General features: G+C 63.9%; 18 protein-coding genes. 3 read left to right on the top strand and 15 right to left on the bottom strand.

Translation table 11 applies throughout. The annotated features are described in order from the left end of the window. Nucleotides 1–105: 105 nt before the first annotated feature. Genes B3M58_RS04425 through B3M58_RS04435 form a run of 3 tightly spaced genes read right to left on the bottom strand, consistent with a single transcriptional unit; the run spans nt 106 to nt 2,828 of the window. Nucleotides 106–966 (bottom strand): rhomboid family intramembrane serine protease, encoded by an 861-nt coding sequence (locus tag B3M58_RS04425; RefSeq protein ID WP_296217360.1) that lies wholly within the window; start codon nt 964–966, stop codon nt 106–108. After that, a complete protein-coding gene (locus B3M58_RS04430; RefSeq protein ID WP_296217361.1) occupies nt 963–1,937 on the bottom strand; it encodes a metallophosphoesterase in 975 nt (324 codons plus the stop codon). Before B3M58_RS04430 ends, B3M58_RS04425 begins: the two co-directional genes overlap by 4 nt. After that, the gene (locus B3M58_RS04435; protein ID WP_296217362.1) at nt 1,938–2,828 is read right to left on the bottom strand and encodes an NAD(+) kinase; all 891 of its coding nucleotides are present in this window, start codon (nt 2,826–2,828) and stop codon (nt 1,938–1,940) included. Nucleotides 2,829–2,923: 95 nt separating this feature from the next. Between B3M58_RS04435 and B3M58_RS04440 the strand changes: the two genes are divergently transcribed. Continuing rightward, nucleotides 2,924–3,871, top strand: a complete 948-nt coding sequence (locus B3M58_RS04440) for a DUF1853 family protein (RefSeq protein ID WP_296217363.1) — start codon at nt 2,924–2,926, stop codon at nt 3,869–3,871. A gap of 220 nt (nt 3,872–4,091) precedes the next feature. On the opposite strand, the gene B3M58_RS04445 is transcribed toward B3M58_RS04440, so the two are convergent. From B3M58_RS04445 to B3M58_RS04465, 5 genes are all read right to left on the bottom strand, one after another. Continuing rightward, entirely contained in the window at nt 4,092–5,198 is a 1,107-nt protein-coding gene (locus B3M58_RS04445) for a cyclic nucleotide-binding domain-containing protein (RefSeq protein ID WP_296217364.1), read from the bottom strand. A 22-nt stretch (nt 5,199–5,220) separates the two neighbouring features. Further along, complete coding sequence (locus B3M58_RS04450; protein ID WP_296217365.1) at nt 5,221–6,189, bottom strand: 1-aminocyclopropane-1-carboxylate deaminase/D-cysteine desulfhydrase; 969 nt, start codon at nt 6,187–6,189, stop codon at nt 5,221–5,223. A gap of 3 nt (nt 6,190–6,192) precedes the next feature. Beyond that, nucleotides 6,193–7,563, bottom strand: a complete 1,371-nt coding sequence (locus B3M58_RS04455; RefSeq protein WP_296217366.1) for a chromosome partitioning protein ParA — start codon at nt 7,561–7,563, stop codon at nt 6,193–6,195. A gap of 221 nt (nt 7,564–7,784) precedes the next feature. Then, the gene (locus B3M58_RS04460; protein WP_296217367.1) at nt 7,785–8,216 is read right to left on the bottom strand and encodes a nuclear transport factor 2 family protein; all 432 of its coding nucleotides are present in this window, start codon (nt 8,214–8,216) and stop codon (nt 7,785–7,787) included. A gap of 64 nt (nt 8,217–8,280) precedes the next feature. Next, the gene (locus B3M58_RS04465) at nt 8,281–10,317 is read right to left on the bottom strand and encodes an NADPH-dependent 2,4-dienoyl-CoA reductase (protein ID WP_296217368.1); all 2,037 of its coding nucleotides are present in this window, start codon (nt 10,315–10,317) and stop codon (nt 8,281–8,283) included. Nucleotides 10,318–10,502: 185 nt separating this feature from the next. On the opposite strand from B3M58_RS04465, the gene B3M58_RS04470 reads away from it, so the two are divergent. Together B3M58_RS04470 and B3M58_RS04475 are read left to right on the top strand one after the other, a co-directional pair. Next, the gene (locus tag B3M58_RS04470) at nt 10,503–11,447 is read left to right on the top strand and encodes a hydrolase (protein WP_296217369.1); all 945 of its coding nucleotides are present in this window, start codon (nt 10,503–10,505) and stop codon (nt 11,445–11,447) included. Next, a complete protein-coding gene (locus B3M58_RS04475; RefSeq protein WP_296217370.1) occupies nt 11,444–12,481 on the top strand; it encodes an AraC family transcriptional regulator in 1,038 nt (345 codons plus the stop codon). Before B3M58_RS04470 ends, B3M58_RS04475 begins: the two co-directional genes overlap by 4 nt. Before the next feature lie 292 nt (nt 12,482–12,773). On the opposite strand, the gene B3M58_RS04480 is transcribed toward B3M58_RS04475, so the two are convergent. Genes B3M58_RS04480 through B3M58_RS04510 form a run of 7 tightly spaced genes read right to left on the bottom strand, consistent with a single transcriptional unit; the run spans nt 12,774 to nt 19,786 of the window. Further along, nucleotides 12,774–13,415, bottom strand: a complete 642-nt coding sequence (locus tag B3M58_RS04480; protein ID WP_296217371.1) for an RraA family protein — start codon at nt 13,413–13,415, stop codon at nt 12,774–12,776. After that, nucleotides 13,412–14,194, bottom strand: coding sequence for an IucA/IucC family C-terminal-domain containing protein (locus B3M58_RS04485; protein ID WP_296217372.1), 783 nt, complete (start codon nt 14,192–14,194; stop codon nt 13,412–13,414). Before B3M58_RS04485 ends, B3M58_RS04480 begins: the two co-directional genes overlap by 4 nt. After that, nucleotides 14,191–14,982: an ABC transporter ATP-binding protein gene (locus B3M58_RS04490; RefSeq protein WP_296217373.1), complete on the bottom strand. Its 792-nt coding sequence runs from the start codon at nt 14,980–14,982 to the stop codon at nt 14,191–14,193. The genes B3M58_RS04485 and B3M58_RS04490 overlap by 4 nt, the downstream gene beginning before the upstream one ends. A gap of 12 nt (nt 14,983–14,994) precedes the next feature. Continuing rightward, complete coding sequence (locus tag B3M58_RS04495) at nt 14,995–16,026, bottom strand: FecCD family ABC transporter permease (protein ID WP_296217374.1); 1,032 nt, start codon at nt 16,024–16,026, stop codon at nt 14,995–14,997. After that, complete coding sequence (locus B3M58_RS04500; RefSeq protein ID WP_296217375.1) at nt 16,019–17,008, bottom strand: FecCD family ABC transporter permease; 990 nt, start codon at nt 17,006–17,008, stop codon at nt 16,019–16,021. The genes B3M58_RS04495 and B3M58_RS04500 overlap by 8 nt, the downstream gene beginning before the upstream one ends. After that, nucleotides 17,005–17,928, bottom strand: coding sequence for an ABC transporter substrate-binding protein (locus B3M58_RS04505; protein ID WP_296217376.1), 924 nt, complete (start codon nt 17,926–17,928; stop codon nt 17,005–17,007). Before B3M58_RS04505 ends, B3M58_RS04500 begins: the two co-directional genes overlap by 4 nt. Further along, on the bottom strand, nt 17,918–19,786 hold the full coding sequence (locus B3M58_RS04510; protein ID WP_296217377.1) for an IucA/IucC family protein: 1,869 nt from the start codon (nt 19,784–19,786) through the stop codon (nt 17,918–17,920). Before B3M58_RS04510 ends, B3M58_RS04505 begins: the two co-directional genes overlap by 11 nt.

The following is a 19,786-nucleotide window of genomic DNA, read 5'->3' on the forward strand; positions in this document are numbered from 1 at the left end:
CCAGTGAAATATCTAGTGGCCTGTATGGCTAGTTCACTTAGCCAATGTCGGCGCCCGAGCTTGGGTCAACCAACTAGCCGCACAGGTCACTCGCAAGACGCGCCATCACCCGCGCCGACGAGCCAGCAGGCCGCCCACCAGACCAGTGAAGCAGCCCGCGACCAGCCCGCCGACATGCGCCGCATTGGCGATCGAACCGAATTGCAGCAGCTCGAAAACCCCGGTCATGCAGATCACCAACCAGGCCAGCATCATCACCAGCACGCCGCGCGGCAGGCGATACGCAGGGTTCGGCGCCATGCGTTGGAATATCCAGCAATGCCCCAGCAGGCCATACAGCACCCCGGACAAGCCGCCGAACAGCGCCGGGCCGGCAAAACTGTATTGCGCGACATTCGAGGCCAGGCTGAACAGCACGCTCAGCCCCAGCAGCATCAGCGCACCTTGCCGCGCCTCGATGCGTCGCCCCAGTTCCCAGTACCACAGGCTGTTCATGGCCAGATGGAGAATGCCGAAGTGGATGAACATCGGCGTGATCAGCCGCCACCATTGCCCGCCTTCGAGGGTCGCAGTGAGGTAACTGAGGTGGATGTATTGGCCGTCGATGCGAAAATCGCTAAAGCTCAGCCAGCGGATCACCGCATAGTTTTCACCGCCCCAGGTCAGCAACGCGACCAACAGCGTCAAGGCCAACATGACGGCAGTCAGCGGACTGCCCTTCAACTGGCTAACCAGCCCTGCGGGGCGCGGCTCTGCGGGCAGCGTCAACTGAGCCGCGGCGCCGCCCTGTGGATAACGCGCATAGAGGTCGCGGACCTGTTCGGCGAGCTGCTCGCCGGGCACCCACAGCACCTGCTCGCCGGCCTCTTCCGAGACCCGATGCGGCACCTGCAAGCGCTGCAACAAGCCGACAAAACCCGTGAGATCGGTCTGCACCGGCAAACGCAAAACGGCTACCGCACTCATTGTGGATTCTCCGGCCGTGCCACTTCGACCCAGACGAACTTGTTGGCATCCAGGCGTGTTTCCTGGTCCAGACGGTATGCCACCAACTTGCCGTACATCACCGCGCTGTAATCCAGGCACGCCAAGTTGGGGCGAATCGGCGCCGGCTTGCCGCTGCGCCAGTAGTGCCCCACGAACAACAGTGGCTGGTCAGCGGCATATTTCAACAGTTCGGTCTTTTGCAGTTCACTCAGCGGCGTTTGCGCGGCCAGCTCCGGCAAGGCGTCGGGCTGGAAAACAATATCGCCGTAAGTCTGCGGGTTCTCTTCCCAAAACTTGGTGCGGAAGAAGGCACGGGTGAAGCCATCGTCGCTGGTCAGGGTCAGGCCATGCGGCAGACGCATGTCGGTGCCGCGCAGCAGGCGATCCAGCGCGGTGTTGGCAAAGCTGCCCGGCACGGCCGCCGCCTGGAGAAAATGTTCATCGATACAACCATCGGGGAATTGCCCGCGCAATGACTCGATCAACTCCGCGTCCCAGCAGGCATGCACGACACGGAACCGCCCGGCATCGAGAAACAACGGCAGCTCATAAAACCAGTCGAGAAATTCGCGCCATTCGCTGGGGTAGGCCTCGAACTGCTGCAAGGTTTCCTGAATCAGCCGAGCATGCCGCGGCGTGTGTTCGCGCACGAAGTGCCGGCCGCTGCCGGGGGGCGCCGGCGTGCTCCAGGCCAGCGCGTTGAGTTCGTGGTTGCCCATGAGGCACAGCGCTTCGCCGGCCACCACCATGTCGCGCACCAGGTGCAGGGCTTCGCGGATGCGCGGACCGCGATCGACCAAGTCGCCAAGAAAAATCGCTTTGCGTTGCGGGTGCCGCCAGACACCGCCTTGCACGCGGTAACCGAGGGTGGCGAGCAGCCGTTCCAGGGTATGCGCGCAGCCATGAATGTCGCCAATCAGGTCGTAGCCACGCTCGGCTTCAAGAAACATTCAATCACCCCCGCCACCGAGCCGACTGCCCCAGCCCAGCTTGGTGCGGCAGACCTCGTAGTAATTGTGGTCGAGCGGATGGATCAGGCAGAGCTTCTGCGGCCTCTTGCTCACCGTAATGGTGTCGCCGGGCGCGCAGGTAAAATGGTTTTGCCCGTCACAGGAAACCTGCGGATAAATCTGCAAATCCTTGGACACGACGATTTTCAGTTCGCTGTTGCCATCCACCACAATCGGGCGGCTGGACAGGGTGTGCGGGTACATCGGCACGATGACGATGGCATCCAGCTTGGGGTGCATGATCGGTCCGCCAGCGGACAGCGCATAGGCGGTCGAGCCGGTCGGGGTGGCGACGATCAGGCCGTCGGCCTTCTGGCTGCAGACGAACTGGCCGTCGATATACAGCTCGAACTCGATCATCCGCGTCGATTTGCCGGGGTGCAGCACCACATCGTTGAGCGCATCGCCCTGGCCAATCGCTTCGGCATGGCGGCGCACTTCGGCTTCGAGCAAGAAGCGGTTTTCGGTCAGGTAATTGCCTTCCAGCACCTGGGCGACTTTCAGCTCCAGCTCATCCGGGCGGATGTCGGTGAGAAAGCCCAGGCTGCCGCGGTTGACCCCCAGCACGGGCACTTTGTGCCGCGCCAATGCGCGCGCGGCGCCGAGCATGCTGCCATCGCCGCCCACCACGATCACCAGATCGCAGACCTCACCGAGGATCTTCCGCGAAGACGTCTGCAGGCCATGGCCCGGCAGCACTTCGGCGATGGTCTCCTCAAGGATCACATGCAGGTGACGGTCGAGCAGAAACTTCTTCAGTCGGCGAATGGTGTCGAGCACCTGGGTACTGCCCAGGCGGCCGATGATGCCGATATTACGAAATTGCTCCATGGTGCTCCCGCAAGGCTCTGGGTCTAGAGAGGCTCGATTATGGGCGAAAGCCAAGGACAGCGGCAAACTTGAGCCCGCGGCGCTATGCTCGCTGAATGACTCCTTTTGCCTCGCTGACCGACCTGCCCCAGCAATTGCGCCACCCGGTGGTGCGCGATTTGGCCTGGGTTCTGCTTTCGCCGCCGATGCTCAGCACAACGCCCTGGCCACAGCGCCACCCACTGAACGCCAGCCCCTGGGCACGCATGCCCGGCACCCTGGCCGACTGGCTGACCCAGCTTGACCGCGACCACAGCCCGTTGCTGGATTGGCTGGCGCAGAGCTCGGTGCGGCGCCTGGGGCTGTATTACGAACGGCTCTGGCAATTTGCCCTGCGCGCCGCACCGGGCATCGAGTTGCTGGCGGCCAACCTGCCGATCCGCCAGGCCGGGCATACCCTTGGCGAGCTGGATTTGCTACTGCGCGACGAAGAAGGCGTGCACCATCTGGAACTGGCCATCAAGCTCTATCTAGGCCCCGAACAGGCGAGCGGCGAACACCCGGCACACTGGCTCGGCCCCGGCAGCCATGACCGCCTGGATATCAAACTCGACCACCTCGGCCACCACCAACTGCCGCTCTCCGCCCGCGGCGAAGCGCGTCCGGCCCTGGCCGAGCTGGAGCTGGTGGATGCCCAGGCGGCACTGTGGATCGGTGGCTATCTGTTCTACCCCTGGCCGAAACACTGCGCGCCGCCGCAAGGCGCCAACCCCCATCACCTGCAGGGCCGCTGGCTGCACCGCCGCGACTGGCCAAGCTTCCTCACCCACAGCGCTGACGGCTGCTGGCAGCCGCTGCCGCGCCAAGCCTGGCTGGCACAGGCACGCCTGGCGCACCGCGAACTGTGGTCCGCGGCCCAACTGCACGAGTGGTTCAACGCGCTGGAGCCTAACGCCAACGCACAGTTGCTGATCCGCCTGGAGCACGGCACTCAGGGTGACTGGGTCGAGGCTGAGCGCTTGTTCCTGGTCAGCGACGACTGGCCCCAGCGAACCGAGCGCTAGGAGCCCGTTGACTAGCTAGCTACTCGCCTCGAAAGATCAAAAAAACTGATTCGAACCGGACTTCCCTCACTACGAACGGTCAAGTCCGACAGGCTCCCAGTGCGCACACATAGGCAAACGTCAGTGCGCCCAGGCGAAATGGGCTCACCAGAACGGCGCGCAGATTTTCCGCGACAGATTCACATCAACAGACTTTCAGCGCACATGACCCGGCCTACGCTCAACGACTGCGTTCGGTACGCCCACCGGAACGCGCCAGGTAGCCGGAGCCGCTTTCACACAACAAACCGTCGCGCTGCACCGCCGGTAATGCATCCAGCCCGTCACGCAAGGCATACGCGCTAAAGCCCAGCTGCGACAACAAAAATACCGCGCTGGCACTGCGCTTACCGCTGTCGCAGTAGCACAGGTAAGTGCGATTTTTATCCAGCAAGCGCGCCTTCAAACGCAACAACTGCAATGGCATATTCAGCGATTCCAGCGCATGAGCCCGCTCGTACTCCTCCTGCAAGCGCACATCCAGCCACTGCGCGCCGGAGGCGAGCAAACGGGCGCCTTCGCCCAGCGACACTTCATCCACGACCGGCGCTTTAAGCAGAGAGAAAAACGCCTGGCGCTCCAAACGCAGCACCACGCCGTCTTCGAGCATGGTCACCGTGGCGTTGCGTGGCCGGTCAGCCAGCAACGCTTCTTCGCCAAAACAGGCGCCCACGTCCAACTCGGCGAGAACTTGCTTGTCGCTGTCGGCGCCGCGAATCACTTCGGCCCGACCGCTGTTGAGGAAATAGCAGCAATCGCCGACCTCGCCTTCGCGCAAGACGGTACTGCCCGCCGCCAGCTCGACACGCTGCAAGCACTCAAGCATGGCGCGCACATTGGACGGCGGAACCTTGGCGAACAGCGGATTTTCCAGCAGCCGCTCCAACCATTCCACGTCGTCGTTCTGGCCAAGCGCCAGGAGCAAATCCTGGTAAGCCAGACGCCAGGTCAGCAAACGATTCAAGGTCGCGCTGTCCAGCGCCAACACGCTGGCATCGCTCAACGCGCGCGCTTCATGCAGACGCGGCAGGCTCGGCGACAACGGATGACAACTGGCCTCGCTACCGGCGAGCAAACGCTGCTGCTGGCCATCGTGCGTCTGGAGCAATAATTCGCCGGCCAGCAGGTAGTAGGTCAGCCGCGCCTGATCGCCCTGACGGAACAGCAGCTGTCCGGCCAGCAAGGGTTGCGGCACCAATTGACTGCGCAACTCGCGCCACTGCTGTTCGGACAGCACATTCAACGGCGTCAAACTGCGCAATTGCTCGGGATTGAGGGGTTCACTCATGGAAATATCCAGGCTCCGCTGGTCAAGAGTCAGTGTAGCCGGCTGAAAGGGGCGAGCTCGCCTGTGAATGTGTGCGCAAAGCCGCGCTACGCCCCTGCAAACCACCCGTATGGATGAATACCAAGCGGCTGCCGCGAGCAAAGTAACCGGCCTCGACTTGCTGGCGCAATGCCATTAACGCTTTAGCGGTATACAGCGGTTCCAACGGCATACCGGTGGCCGCTTCGCTGGCCAACAGGAACTCCGCCAACGCCGTATCGACCCGGGCAAAACCACCGCGACAGGCCTCCAGCAAGTGGTAGCCGCTATTCGCCACAGCAGCGGCGGCGAGAGTCGCTTGCACGTGCTGCGCCACCCCGTGATCCGCGGGCACCGCCAAGGCGCCATAAACCGGATGCTCGCCGGCTTCGCCGAGCACCAGGCCGGCCAGGGTCGTGCCCGTGCCAACTGCCAGCCACAGCCCGTGGTAATCCGGCCAGCCCAGCGTTACCAACTGCTCGCGCACCTGAGTCAGCAACTCGATGCAGCCCGAGGCCCCCAACAATCCGCCGCCGCCTTCGGGCACCGGATACAAGGCCGGATAGCGCTCGCACCAGGGTGCCCAGAAGCCTGGCTGATGCCGCGCACGATAACCGCCATACCCCAGCCAGTGCAGCTGCATGCCCAAGCGTTGCAAGTCACGCACTGTCGGTGTGTCCTGGGCGGTGCCGCGCAATAAGCCGACGGTGGGGAAGTTGAAACGCTGACCGGCGGCAGCCAGCGCGTGCAGATGATTGGAGTGCGGCCCACCTAAACTGATCAGGCCGTCCGCTCCGGCAGCGGATGCCGCCTGCACGTGCGGGGCAAGCTTGAACCACTTGTTGCCGCTGAGCAGCGGATCGATCAGGTCCAGGCGCAATACCGCCAATTCGACACCGGCAGGCACCAGCCAGGCAAACGCCAGCCGTTGCAGCGGCGCCCTGGGTAACCAGTTGGGAACAACGAGCGACAAGGGTCAGCTGACGGTGCGTAAACGGCTGCTGGCCTTGTGCCGCGCGCAGCAGTTGGAATCACCGATGGCGAAACGGCTCGGGGTGTCGACACGGTCGATCGGGATGGCGCAGCGCTCCCCGCTGGGCAGCGAAGCTTCGCAGCTCGGCTGCTGGTAATGCGCCAACCAATGCCGGTATTGCAGCTCGGAGACAAAGCATTTGGCCGCGGCATAGGCCATGGGGTTGTCCTGATAACGCGCAATATCCTGCAAGGGAATGGTCAGGTGCCCGGCACCTGGGTGGTACACCACGAAAACCACGCCAAGCTTGGCCAAGCGCTCAAGAATCTGCTCGCCGCCCTGGCTCGCCAATTCAGCGCGCTCGCGCGTCAGGCGCTCCAGTTCCTGCTGCAACTGCGCATCTTGCTCGTTGCGGTAAGCCAGCTCGACATCGCGAATGGCGATCTGTTCTTTGTACTCGACCACCGCCGAGGCGATTTTCGCCTGCATCTCGCTCTCGAACTGGGCACGTAGAATATCGCCCTCGGTACGTCCATGCCGTTCCAGGGCGCGTAATTGCTCGGTCATCTCTTCGCGTGAGGATTGGAAGCTGGCCGCCTGCGCCGCCAGTTGCGCCTTGAGGGTAGCGTTCAGTTCCTCCTGCTGACGCAGGGCCTGATGCAGGCCATGAATCTGCGCTTGCAGGTTCTTGCTTTGTTCTTCAGTGGCCAGCTTGAACTTGGCCAGTTCTTCGTCGTGCTGCTGGCCCAGGCTACTGATGCGCAGGCGCTGCTGCTTGATCAGTTGCGCGGTTTTCAGGCGATGTTCCTGATCCAGCTTTTGCGCAAGCTTGTCCGCCGCGTCCGTGGACGGATCGGGCGCATACCATTTGTCTTCCGAGGCCATCTGCAAGCGCTCCGGAGCAACGGCTTGGGCGCTGTCGTCCTCGACCAGCAGGCCGAGGCTGTTGCGCTTGGCCGCATCACGCAGCAGCACCAGGTCATTCTGCCCAGGCGCCAAACTCGGGTCCCACAGGTGCATCTGGTGCCAGGACACCGGACACTGGCTGCGGCACGCCAGACGAATCGGTCCGGCGCCCAGGTCGGGGCCACGCCCGGCGCGCTCGGACAGGTGCTGCAAGGGGATGTTCCAGCCCTTGTCGGGAGCGCCTTTTTCGTCAAAATCCAGGTAAAAGAACACCGCCGATTTGATCAGCAAGCGTGGGTTGATCACCACATAGGCAACGCGCATCTGCGCGTCGGCAAACTCCGGCATATTGACTACGCCGTCGAGCAGGGCCTCGAACTCGGGAAAGAACATTTGCTTGCAGATGCCGCCACGTTCACTGAAGAACATCACGGCCTCAACCATCTGCGGCTTGTTCTGCATGCTCATCGGTTTCCCTCTAGGCCAACACGGTGGAATCCGCTCAGGCGAGTGACAGGCCTGACAGGTCAGGCAAGACCTGTATTTCAGGCGCTATCCCTTTGTTTAGGCAAGTCTAGGGGAAAAACTAAAGCCAGCAATGTGACTGGGTTGGCAGTCGCTCTGCCGCCAGGCCCGCACGGACCGGCGGCAGAGCGAAACTGTGATGGGCTTGGTGCACCGGTCGGCGATCAGTGCTTGGCCGCGGCGAGGAACGGCGCCAAACGTTTGGCCATTTCTTCTCCCAGCGCCTGCAAACCGCTCATCGGCCGAATCATCACCTCGAACTCGACGATCTTGCCGGCCTCATCGAAGCGAATCATGTCGATACCCTTGAGCTCGCGCTCACCGACCTTGGCACTGAATTCCAGCACCACGTTGAGACCATCGGCCGTGGCCAGTTCGCGGTGATAGGCGAACTCGACGAACACCTTGCTCACGGTATTCAGAATCAGCGACACCATGGGCGCACCGGCATAGGGCTTGAACGCCATCGGCGAACGGAACACCGCCTGCGGATGCAGCAATTCCGGCAGGCTACGCAGGTCGTTGTTCTGCATCAGGCCATGCCACTGCGCGAGCGTGGCGGCCGCTGCCGGTTGAAGTTGGGTGTTGCTGGACATGAGCGTCTCCTTATTATTGTCGGCCACATGCAAAACGCCCCGCACAAGGCGGGGCGTTGACTGCTTAGAGTTCGGCGGCGAGGCGCGAGCCCTGGTTGATTGCCCGTTTGGCGTCCAGCTCGGCGGCGACATCGGCCCCGCCAATCAGGTGCACGCTCTGCCCGGCATTTTCCAACCCTTCCTGCAGTTCGCGCAGCGGGTCCTGGCCAGCACAGACAATCACGGTGTCCACCGGCAATACCTGCGGCTCGCCACCGGCGATGCTGATATGCAGGCCGGCGTCGTCGACCTTGAGGTACTCGACCGAGTTGAGCATCTGCACGTTCTTGTTCTTCAAACCGGTGCGGTGAATCCAACCGGTGGTCTTGCCCAGGCCATCGCCAACCTTGGATTTCTTGCGTTGCAGGAGGAACACCTGGCGCGCCGGCGCATGCACTTCGGCCTTGATCCCGGCCACACCGCCACGGGCTTCCAGCTCGGCGTCGATGCCCCACTCGTGCCAGAACGCTGCGCGGTCCTGGCTGGTGGCAACGCCCTGGTGAATGATGAACTCGGATACGTCGAAGCCGATACCGCCAGCACCGATCACCGCCACCGTCTGGCCCACCGGTTTGCGCTGCAGAATGGCGTCCAGGTAGCTGATCACCTTAGCGTGCTCGATACCCGGAATGGCCGGGGTGCGCGGGGCGATACCGGTGGCCAGGATGATTTCGTCGAAGCCGCCCTTGGCCAGTTCGTCGGCCGACACACGGGTATTCAGGCGCAGGTCGACGCCGGTGGTTTCCAGCTTGCGCTTGAAGTAGCGCAGGGTCTCGAAGAACTCTTCCTTGCCCGGCACGCGCTTGGCGACGTTGAACTGGCCGCCAATTTCGCTGGCCGAATCGAACAGGGTCACGCTGTGGCCACGTTCTGCGGCCACGGTGGCGGCGGACAGGCCAGCAGGACCAGCACCGACCACGGCAATCTTCTTCACTGCGGTAGTCGGAATGTAGTTCAGCTCGGTCTCGTGGCAGGCGCGCGGGTTGACCAGGCAGCTGGTCAGTTTGCCGCCGAAAGTATGGTCCAGGCAGGCCTGGTTGCAGCCGATGCAGGTGTTGATCTCATCGCTGCGGCCTTCGGCGGCTTTATTGACGAAATCCGGGTCGGCGAGGAACGGACGCGCCATCGACACCATGTCGGCATCGCCTTCGGCCAGGACCTGCTCAGCCACTTCCGGGGTGTTGATGCGGTTGGTGGTGATCAGCGGAATGCTCACCTCGCCACGCAGCTTGGCGGTGACCTTGGTGAACGCGGCGCGCGGCACCTTGGTGGCGATGGTCGGGATACGCGCTTCGTGCCAACCGATACCGGTGTTGATGATGGTCGCGCCGGCCTGCTCGATGGCCTTGGCCAGCAGCACGATTTCGTCCCAGGTGCTGCCGCCCTCGATCAGGTCGAGCATCGACAGGCGATAGATGATGATGAAATTCGGGCCAACGGCTTCGCGCACGCGGCGGACGATTTCCACCGGCAGACGCATGCGGTTTTCGTAGCTGCCCCCCCAGCGATCGGTGCGCTGGTTGGTGTGGGCGGCGAGGAACTGGTTAATGAAATAACCTTCCGAGCCCATGATCTCGACGCCGTCGTACTCGGCCTGCTGGGCCAGCAACGAGCAGTTGATAAAGTCCTGGATCTGCTTCTCGATGCCCTCCTCGTCCAGCTCGCGCGGCTTGAACGGGTTGATCGGCGCCTGGATCGCACTCGGCGCTACCGATTTCGGGCTGTAGGCATAACGGCCGGCGTGGAGAATCTGCATGCAGATTTTGCCGTCCGCGGCGTGCACCGCTTGGGTGACGATCTTGTGCTTCTCGGCTTCTTCGACGGTGGTCAGCTTGGCCGCGCCGGAATACACGCCGCCCTCTTCGTTCGGACCGATGCCACCAGTGACCATCAGGCCCACGCCGCCACGGGCACGCTCGGCGAAGTAAGCCGCCATGCGCTCGAAGCCGCCCGGCTTTTCTTCCAGGCCGGTGTGCATGGAGCCCATCAGGGTGCGGTTCTTCAGGGTGGTGAAGCCCAGGTCCAGCGGGGCGAGCAGGTGCGGGTAATGAGCGGCGGCCATGGAGTTCTCCACATCGAGCAGGGCATTTCACGGGAATGCCGCGGTCTCAGCTGGACCGCGGTCGGTATGCGCTAGACGATAAAGAGCCGGACAAGGCGCCTCAATGACCTAAAGTGACAACTTATTGATCCAAATGCACACCACTGCTTGGCAAACGCCCAACCACCCACCTACCCTATGACCCCATGATCCGCACACTTTCGCTACTTTTCGTCACGCTGATCGTCGGCAGTTGCCTGGCGGCATTCCTGATCTGGGCCGAGCGGCGCCCTGAGGCGCATTACCTGTCGGATCTGCGCAGCTCGATCAGCAGCGAACCGGCCCCCGCGCAAGTGCGCGGCAACCTGCTGCTGATTCGCCCACAGCTCTACCCATCGGATTACCAGAGCCCGGCCCATCTGCGCCTGAAGCTCACCGCCGCGCTGGATAACGCTCGCGACGCGGGCCTGCTGGGGCCGAATACGCTGGTGGCACTGCCCGAACATATCGGCACCTGGCTGCTGGCGCGCGACGAAAAAGCCGAGTTCTACCAGACGCGCAGCCGCCAGGAAGTGCGCGACTGGCTGCTGCTGGGTAATCCACTGCTGGCCATCAAGGCGCTGCTGCTCAACCTGGATGCCGATCGGCTGGACGAAGCCCTGCTGCGCATGAAAGCCGCGCAGATGGCCGAGGATTACCAGAGCCTGTTCGCTGGGCTGGCCCGCGACTATCGGGTCACCCTGCTCGCGGGCTCCATCCTGCTGCCCGAGCCACGTGTGGAAGACGGCCAACTGCACAGCGGCGATGGACCGCTGCGCAATCTCAGCCTGGTGTTTTCTGCGCAAGGCCACATTCAGGGTCAGCCCTACAGCGAGCCATGGCCCTGGCGCCCCGCTGGCAGCCCGGCGCAACGCCTCAGCGTGGGCGCATTGCAGTACCAGGTCGAACGCGATTGGCGTCCCGGCCACCCACAAAGCAGCCTGCGCCTGATCGACCACGGCATGCACAGCCCGCCGCTGTTCCTGCGCGGCAAACTGGACTGGCCGGTAGGCGGCGCGTCTCGGAAAACCCAGCTGACGCCACTGAATGTGCCCCAGGCCAGTCAAGCCGCAGGTAGCCACCTACTGAACCTCTGGATACCGGCACAGTGAAACCGCAGCGGGTTCGTCTCGGCGATCTCTCGGTCGGTTTCGTCCATGGCCTGGCCGATGCCACCCGCCAGCTCGGCCAAGACCCCGCCGCGCTGCTCGATCATTACGGCCTCGACGCCGCGCGCCTGGCCGAACCCAGAGCACGCTTGTCGATCCCCCGCTACATGCGCCTGGGGCACGCGGCGATTCAACTGACCGGCGAGCCCGGCCTCGGTTTATTGATGGGTCAGCTGAACCGTTTGAGCCAGGTCGGCCTGGCCGGGGTCACCGCCGCGCAAGCGCCCACCGTGCGCGAAGCGGCCCGCGCGCTGATCCGCTTCGAACCCTTGTATGCCGCCAACTACCGTGGCCAGTCGAGCCTGCACGAGGATGCCCAGGGCGCCTGGCTACGCTTCTACTCGATCAGCCCCTACAACGCCTACAACCGCTTCGTGGTCGACTCGGTATTGTCCAGTTGGCTGCAACAACTGGGCAGCCTGGCCAAGCAGCGACTGACGGTGGAGAAGGTGCAAATCGAGTTCCCGCCGCCCAGCTACAGCGCGCAGTACAGCGAACTGTTCGGCTGCGCCATGGAGTTCGCCGCCACCCACAACCAACTGCGCCTGAGCCAAGCCACGCTCAACCTGCGCAACCCCGAGCACTGCCCGAGCACCTGGCGCCATCTGCTGGAAATTTGTGAAGGGGAACTGCAACAACTGACCCGCACCCGCAGCCTGCGCGAGCGCATTACCCTGCTGCTCGGGCCACTGCTGCACGGGCGCGAGCCGGACCTGCAAGAAGTTGCCGCGCGCCTGCAACTGCCAACCTGGACGCTCCGGCGCAAGTTGCACGAAGAAGGCACACAATTTCGCAGCATCCTCAACGAAACCCGTCGCGACCTGGCCATGGCCTACATCCGCGACACCGAACTGGCCTTCGGCGAGATTGCCTACCTGCTCGGCTTCGCCTCGGCCGAGGCGTTCCAGCGGGCCTTCAAACGCTGGAACCAACAGACCCCAGGCGAATTTCGCCGCAGCCAACGCAGGCCAGGCTAAGCGGCCTGCCAGGAGCGCGGCGATTACCCGCCCCGCCGCCTTAATCCGGCGTTTGTCGGTACGCGGCGGTCACATTAAAGCTCGGTGGCGTCTTCATCCCACTCCGGCAAGTCCTGCTCGATGGCGCGCGATTCGAGCAACTCTTCTTGATAATCATCCATCGGCGATGCCTCCCGCGTGTGTCCCTGAGAACTGTTCCAGGCTTACCAAGAGCCTGCCAACCAGGCTAGATGAGGCAGATGAAGGCAAGATGACAGGCCGCGCTCAGCGTCTGCAATCGCTGGCCAAGGGTTCAGCAAGACGATTCCGACAGCCGACGAGCGTTAACTTTCAGCATGAGCTCGTCCCTGCGCATCTGGTCCGCGTGCTCCTTTGCCAAAAGTGCGGCAAGCAAGTCATGCGCTTGCTGCGCGGCCAGGATAAAGACGCCGTCGTCATCGCCAATGGCCAGATCCCCTGGCTGCACCGGCACCGCACCGACCCTGACCGGCTGATTGACTTCCCCACGCACGCCCAGGCTGCGCGTGGTCAGCGCGCTGACGCCCTGGCAAAAGACCGGCAACCGATGCCGACGCAGGGCACCGACATCGGTGACGGCACCCGCCACCACCACCCCGGCCAGCCCTTTGGCCAGGCCGGCCAGGGTGCGCAACTCGCCCCAGCAGGCACAGTCTGGATCGCCCACGCACTCGATGACCAGAACGTCGCCCGGCTCGCTCGCCAACAGCGCTTCGCGAATAATGCTGCCGTCCGGGGTGAACAGCTTGACCGTGACGACAGGGCCGAGCATGCGCATGCCATCGGACAATGGCCTGATACCGCGCAGGTAACCGCTGTCGGTCAGGTGGCCAATGGTCGAGGTCGCGATCGTGCGATAGGCATCCAACAGGTCTTGACCGACGCCCGGCCGGCGCGCGGCAATCCGATAGCTCACCGGCACTTCCTCGGACGCAACAGAGGACAGGTCGAGCAGTATTCGACGGGCTCGGAGGCTTGGTAATAGAAGCAGCAGGTGCGCCGGAAGCGCACGCTGCGCTGGCCATCGTCGAGCAGCGTCAGGGGCCGGCGGAAATGCCGCAGCGGGTTGTAATCAAGGCCGAACAAGGCCGGTTCCGCTACGTTCAGCAGCCAGGCGAAATCCGCGGCGCAGCGCTCGCGCACCGCCGCCGACTGGATTTTCGCCATGCGTTTCTCGTACAGCGAATACACCCGCGCGGCCGTGTTGTCCCAGAGAATTCGCAAGGAAATACCGCTGACCCGGGCGAAGCTCTGCCACAAGGGTTTCAACAGCCCGGCGAATAGCGCGGCGACGATGGCTTGCCGCCAGGCGTCGCGCTCGCCGGCGGCATAGGCAAAAGGCTGGGGCTGGTGCAACGGCAGCGCAGACGTCCACCGCCCTTCATCGTGGCCGTATTCGATCACCGTGTTGTCCAGTGACAGCTGCAATCCCTTGTCGTACACCGACATGGCATACAAACAGGCTCCGGTGGCGAGGAACGCCAGGCGTTTCGCCAGCAGCGAGGCGGTGACCGCCGGCGAGGGTGAACCGATGACCGGCGTCAGCAGGTCCAACAGCCGTGCGCACACCTCTTCCTGCAACAAATCAGATGCCGCCAGGCAGCGTTGCAGGTCCCGCTCGGCAAAGGTCTTCAGGCGCAGCGGCCCGGCGAGCAGCGCCCATTCCTCTGCGGTGAACGTGCAGGCCGGGTTCATTGCGGCAGTTCCCGACCGAACGGAATGCACATCGGCGTGCCGAAGAACGGATCGGGGACAATCCGGCAGTTAAGGTCGAACACCGTTTTGACCAACGCCTCGGTCAGGATCGCCTCGGGCCTGCCCTGGGCAAACGCGCCACGCTCATGCACTGCGATCATGTGGTCGGCGTAGCGACAAGCCAGATTGAGGTCGTGCAACACCATGACGATGGTCTTGTTCTCGCGCCGGTTGAGTTCGCGCAGCAGGTCGAGCACCTCGATCTGGTGCGCCAGGTCGAGGAAGGTCGTCGGCTCGTCCAGCAGCACGATATCGGTGTCCTGCGCCAGGGTCATGGCGATCCACGCCCGTTGCCGCTGCCCGCCGGACAGCGCATCCACCGGCCGCTCCGCCAGGGCCTGGATACCGGTCTGCAGCAGCGCCCGCTCGACCATCGCCTCATCCTCGGCCGACCACTGCTGCATCCAGTTCTGGTAAGGATAACGGCCCAGCCCCACCAGTTGGCGCACGCTGATGCCCTCCGGCGCCATGGGCATCTGCGGCAGGATCGCCAGCTCCCGCGCGACGGTTGCCGTGGGTTTGCGCTGAATATCCGCACCGTTGAGAATCACCGCGCCGTGCTGCGGCTTGAGCAGGCGGGCTAAGGCTTTCAACAGGGTGCTTTTGCCGCACCCGTTACTGCCAATCAGCACCGAAATCTTGCCCGGCGGCAGGTGCAGATCCAGCCCGTCGATAATCACCTGACGCTGGTAGCTCAGGGTCAGGCTGCGTGTGGCAATGGACGCCATGAATAGGGTTCCTCAGTGACGCTGTTTGATCAAAAGGTAGAGAAAGAACGGCGTGCCCAACACCGCGACAAAAATCCCCGCAGGCAAATCCAGCGGCAGAAACAGCGTGCGCCCGGTCAAATCCGCCAGCATCACCAGGTTCGCCCCGACCAGGGCGCTCATCGCGGCCTGGCCGCCGAAGCCGGACGCGACCAGGCGTTTGGCAATGTGCGGCGCGATCAGGCCGACAAAGGCCATGGCGCCGCCCCAGGCAACGGCCGCGCCGGCCAGCGCCACGCTCACCAGCAGCAGCCCGGCGCGCAGCCACTGCACACGCACGCCGATGCCCTGCGCCAGGTGGTCGTCCAGTTGCTGCACCCGGACATGGCGGGCAACCAGCAGCAACAGCGGCAGGATGGCCAGCAACCAGCCGGCCAACTCGCGCGGCTCCGCCCAACTGGCGCCATAGACGCTGCCGGTCAGCCAGACATAGGCCGACAGGGTGGTGGTCAGCGGGCTGAACACCAGGATGAAGGTGGTCACGGCGGCCAGCATCGCCGAGACGCCCACGCCGATCAGCACCAGACGCAGCGGTGAGGTGCCCTGTTTCCAGGCCAGCAGGTAGATCGCCAGGGCCGCCAATCCGGCACCGAGCATCGCCGCCAGGGGCAGCCAGTGCGGGCCCAATACGACGGAGAAGAACGACAGGTAGAGCACCGCCGCGGCACTCGCGCCGCTGCTGATGCCGAGCAAATCCGGCGAGGCCAGCGGATTGCGGATGATGCTTTGCAGGATCACCCCGGATACCGCCAAGGCGGCCCCGACCAGTGCCGCCAGCAACATACGCGGCAGGCGTAGTTGCTCGACGATGAACGCCAGGCTGGTGTCCTCGCTGGAGAACAGTATGTGCAGCACCGTCAGGGGCGACAGCGGCACTTTGCCCAAAGACAGCGAGCCCAGCATCAGCAACAGCGTAATCGCCAGTGCCAGCGCCAGGCGCAGCAGCGTGGCGGTATTGATCTGCCGGGAAAACCTCGCCGTACGCAGGGTCAGCAGCTTATCCATGGCGGCCTCCACGGCGCGCCAGGAGGATGAAGAACGGCGCGCCGAACAGCGCCGTCATCACCCCCACCGGCACCTCCTGCGGCAGGATCAGCACGCGTGACAGCATATCCGCCAGCAACAGGACTACCGCACCGACCAGCGCGCAGCCCGGCAGCAGCCAGCGATGGTCGATGGACAGACCTTTGCGCACCATATGCGGCACCAGCAGGCCGATGAAGCCAATGCTGCCGGCCAAGGCCACAGCGCTGCCGGCCAGGCAGATGATCAGCACGCTCAGCAACAGACGAATCAGCCCGGTGCGCTGGCCAAGGCCGGTGGCAATCTCCTCTCCCGCATTCAGCACATTGACCTGCCCGGCCAGCAACAGCGCACCGAGCAGCGCGCACAGCGAACACAGCAACAGCGGGGCAGCGGTCGTCAAGCTGCGTTCGGTCAGCGAACCGGCCAGCCAAAACAGCACGCTATCCAACCCCTCCTGATTGACCACCAGCAACGCCTGGCTGAAGGCGGAGAACAAGGCCGCCATCGCCGCGCCCGCCAGCACCATGCGCAGCGGATTGAGACGGCCCTGGCCCATATTGCCGATCAGCCAGACCAAACCGCCAGCCAGCGCGGCGCCGGCGAAGGCACACCACAACCACTGTTCGGGCGCAGACAGGGAAAACAGCGAAGACGCCAGGATGATGAAAAACGTCGCCCCGGCATTGATGCCGAACAGCCCCGGCGAGGCCAGCGGATTGCGTGTCAGCGCCTGCATCAGCGCACCAGCCACGGCCAGGCTGGCGCCCACGGCGACAGCGATCAGGGTGCGCGCCAGGCGGGTGCTGCTGACCAGCGTCTGTTCGACACTCGCGGGGTCGGGCTGCATGAACGCCGCGACGATCTGCCCGAACGGAATCCACATGGCGCCGACAGCCAGGCTGGCCATACAGCAAAACAGCAACAGCAGAAACACCAGAGCCAATTTCACCGACACACTCATGGGCCAACATCCGCCCTGACCAAGCGAGCGATGTCATCGAGCATCAGGTTGGCCCCCAGAATCCCTGCCGACATGCTCCAGGGCACGCCATCGACCTGCCACACCTGCTGCCGCTGTGGGGCGCGCATCTGCTGCCACAGCGGGTGCTGCACCAGGCTGGCATAGTGCCGTTGCACGGCCTGGCTGTCGGCACGCATGAAGATAAAAAAGATATCGGCATTGACCACCGGGAGGCTCTCTTTGCTGGTGATTTTCAGCGATGCGCCAGATGCTGCCTGGCTGGCCTCGTTCCACCGGAACCCCAGCTCATTGAGCACCGAACCGGCGAAGCTGGCGGGCAGATGGCTGCGCACATGGTCTTCGCGAATCTCCAGCACCGCCACCGTGGGCGGCCAGTTGGGGGCGAACGTGCGCTGCAATTGCTCACGCAGCAAGGCGATGCGCTGCTGCCACTGCGCCAGAAGCGCCATGGCCGCTTGCCGACGCTGCAAGGCAATGCCCATCTGCAGCAGGGTCTCCTTGAACGCAGAAACCTCTTCAAGCATCACCACCGGAGCGATGCGTTCGAGCAAGGGCGCAATGCGCTGATGACGAAAGCGCGAAGCGACAATCAGATCGGGCTTGAGCAGGACGATATCTTCCAGACTCGGCTGGGTCTCCAGCCCGACATGCGGCACGCTCGCCAGGGCGCTGCGCAAATAGCGGTACATCGGCTTTTCGCTCCAGGAATCGACGATGCCAGAGGGCATCACGCCCAGGGCCACGGCGCTGTCGGTAGCGCCCTGGAACAGGGTCACCAGCCGCACCGGGGCCGCCGCCGCTTGCGCCGTCGCCGCGTGGAATGGCCTGACCGCCAGCAAGCCGAGGGACAGGCGCAACAGCGTGCGCCTGGAGACGTGCGTGAATGGCTCAGGCTTCACGCGGCAACCTGTGGAAGGGGTTGACCACCTGGCCCTTGCCGAACGGCATGCTGCCTGGGCCACCGGCCCGCGCGATCATGGGTGTCAGCAGCAGTTTCTGCGGCCAATGCGGTAATTCGAATAGCTGGCGCTTGAGCATGGCGCGGGTGTCGTCCTCAAATTCAATGGTTTCGATCAGCTCATCCAGCACCGCGCGCAGACTGCTCCACAAGGTTGTGACTGGCAGTGCGTAGACCTGCGCGAGGGTGTCGATGATCGCCCGGAAATTGACCTGGATAGCCAGCGTCTGCAGCCAGAACAACAGGTCTTCGGGGCACTCGTGGTAAAGCGTGTTGGCGTGGCCTTGCTTTAGCCGATAGCGCGGATCGGCCATGCCGTTGCGCTCCAGCCAGGGCACGAAGATACGCAAAGAGTCGTGATCGCGCAGCAGCAAACCGTGAACATGCCCGGCTTTCCACACCAGCACCGCATTCTGCCCGTGTACTTCACCGAGCATGCCGAGGCGGAACATGCGCAGGTTGATGTCGAAAAAGCTGTGGCTCAGCTCGCCAAACAGCGTCAGCACCGAGGGCGCATCCACTGGCAGGTTGCGGTAGCGCAACCAGTCATCGAAGAAGTGCCGGGCGCTGCCGGGCAAGGGCGTGCCCAGCGCGGCCATGGGCAGCAGACGGCAATCGGCATCCGCGAGCAGCTCTGGCGGATAGCCGCGCACCATCGCCGCCAGGTGCCGCGGTGCTTCATCGAACAACGTGGCGTCTGCCGGCATGTAGGCCCACCATCTGCCCTCGTCGCACAGGTGCAGCGATTGACGCAGGCTTGCATCCTTGTCCAGCGCCTGGCGCAGCAAGACCTCGCTCAGACCGCCATTGAGCATTTTCACCGCGGGCAAGTAACGCGAGGCGCCCAGGGAATAGATCGCCATCGGCAACTTGAGGTAATCGGCGCTGTTGAAGCACGGCGTCATCGAGCGCAGCGACGAGGTGGCGAAAAACTGCCCGGCGTTGAAGTCCAGGCGCTGGCAGTCGCCACTGGCGAAGGCGGCGCCGAGCTGGACCGGCAACACATGGTCGAGCTGCCATGGGTGAACCGGCAGCGCGACATGGCTGTCGGCCAGGCCGCGCGCGTGCATCTCCTGTTGCAGATCGGCGTGCAGCGCTGGCGGCAGCAGGTAGCGCGCAGGCGCACTCTGCCGTGGATCGACGACGCCCTCGCCGTATTGCAACTGCGCTGCCGCCACCGCAACCCAGTTGAGCGCCACCGGCCGGGCGAACTCCGCCTGGTACTGCTGGTACTCGGCGTCGCTCAGGCCCTGCTTGGCCTTGGCCAGTGGATGGTAGGGACGGTCGCGCAGCGAGGCCCACTGCTCCATGGTCAGGAAGAACGCCGCATTGTCCTGTTCCAGCAGGTCCTGGTGATCGACCCGGTGCGCCAGCGACAGCGCGGTTTGCCTGACGCTGATGGCGAGGACTTCCTGAAACAGGCTCAAGCCTTTTGCATTGCCCTGGTGACGCTCGGCGGTGCCCTTGAACACCAACGCCATGAAGTCCTGGGGCGCCAGCCTGATCCAGTTGTCGCCCTGACGGGCCAGCACCGGCGTACCCGGCACTTTCTCCCATTGCTGAGTGATGCCGGGGCGCAGCGCGACGACGATGAAGCGCTGCTCTTGCGGCTCGCAGCACCATTGCCAGATGCGCTGCTCGGCGCCCAGCTCGCCGAACGATGGCGCCTGTGGATGCAGCGCTTGCCAGTGCGCGGCCGCCACCAGTTGCAGGGGCGCGCTGCCGAAGAACGCCTCGGCCAGCAAGCAATCGAGCAGGTCTTGCAGCACCGCATCGGCGGCCATGGTGGTGATGGTCAT

Origin of the sequence: Pseudomonas sp. UBA2684 (assembly GCA_002354655.1) — a bacterium.
Classification (GTDB): domain Bacteria; phylum Pseudomonadota; class Gammaproteobacteria; order Pseudomonadales; family Pseudomonadaceae; genus Aquipseudomonas.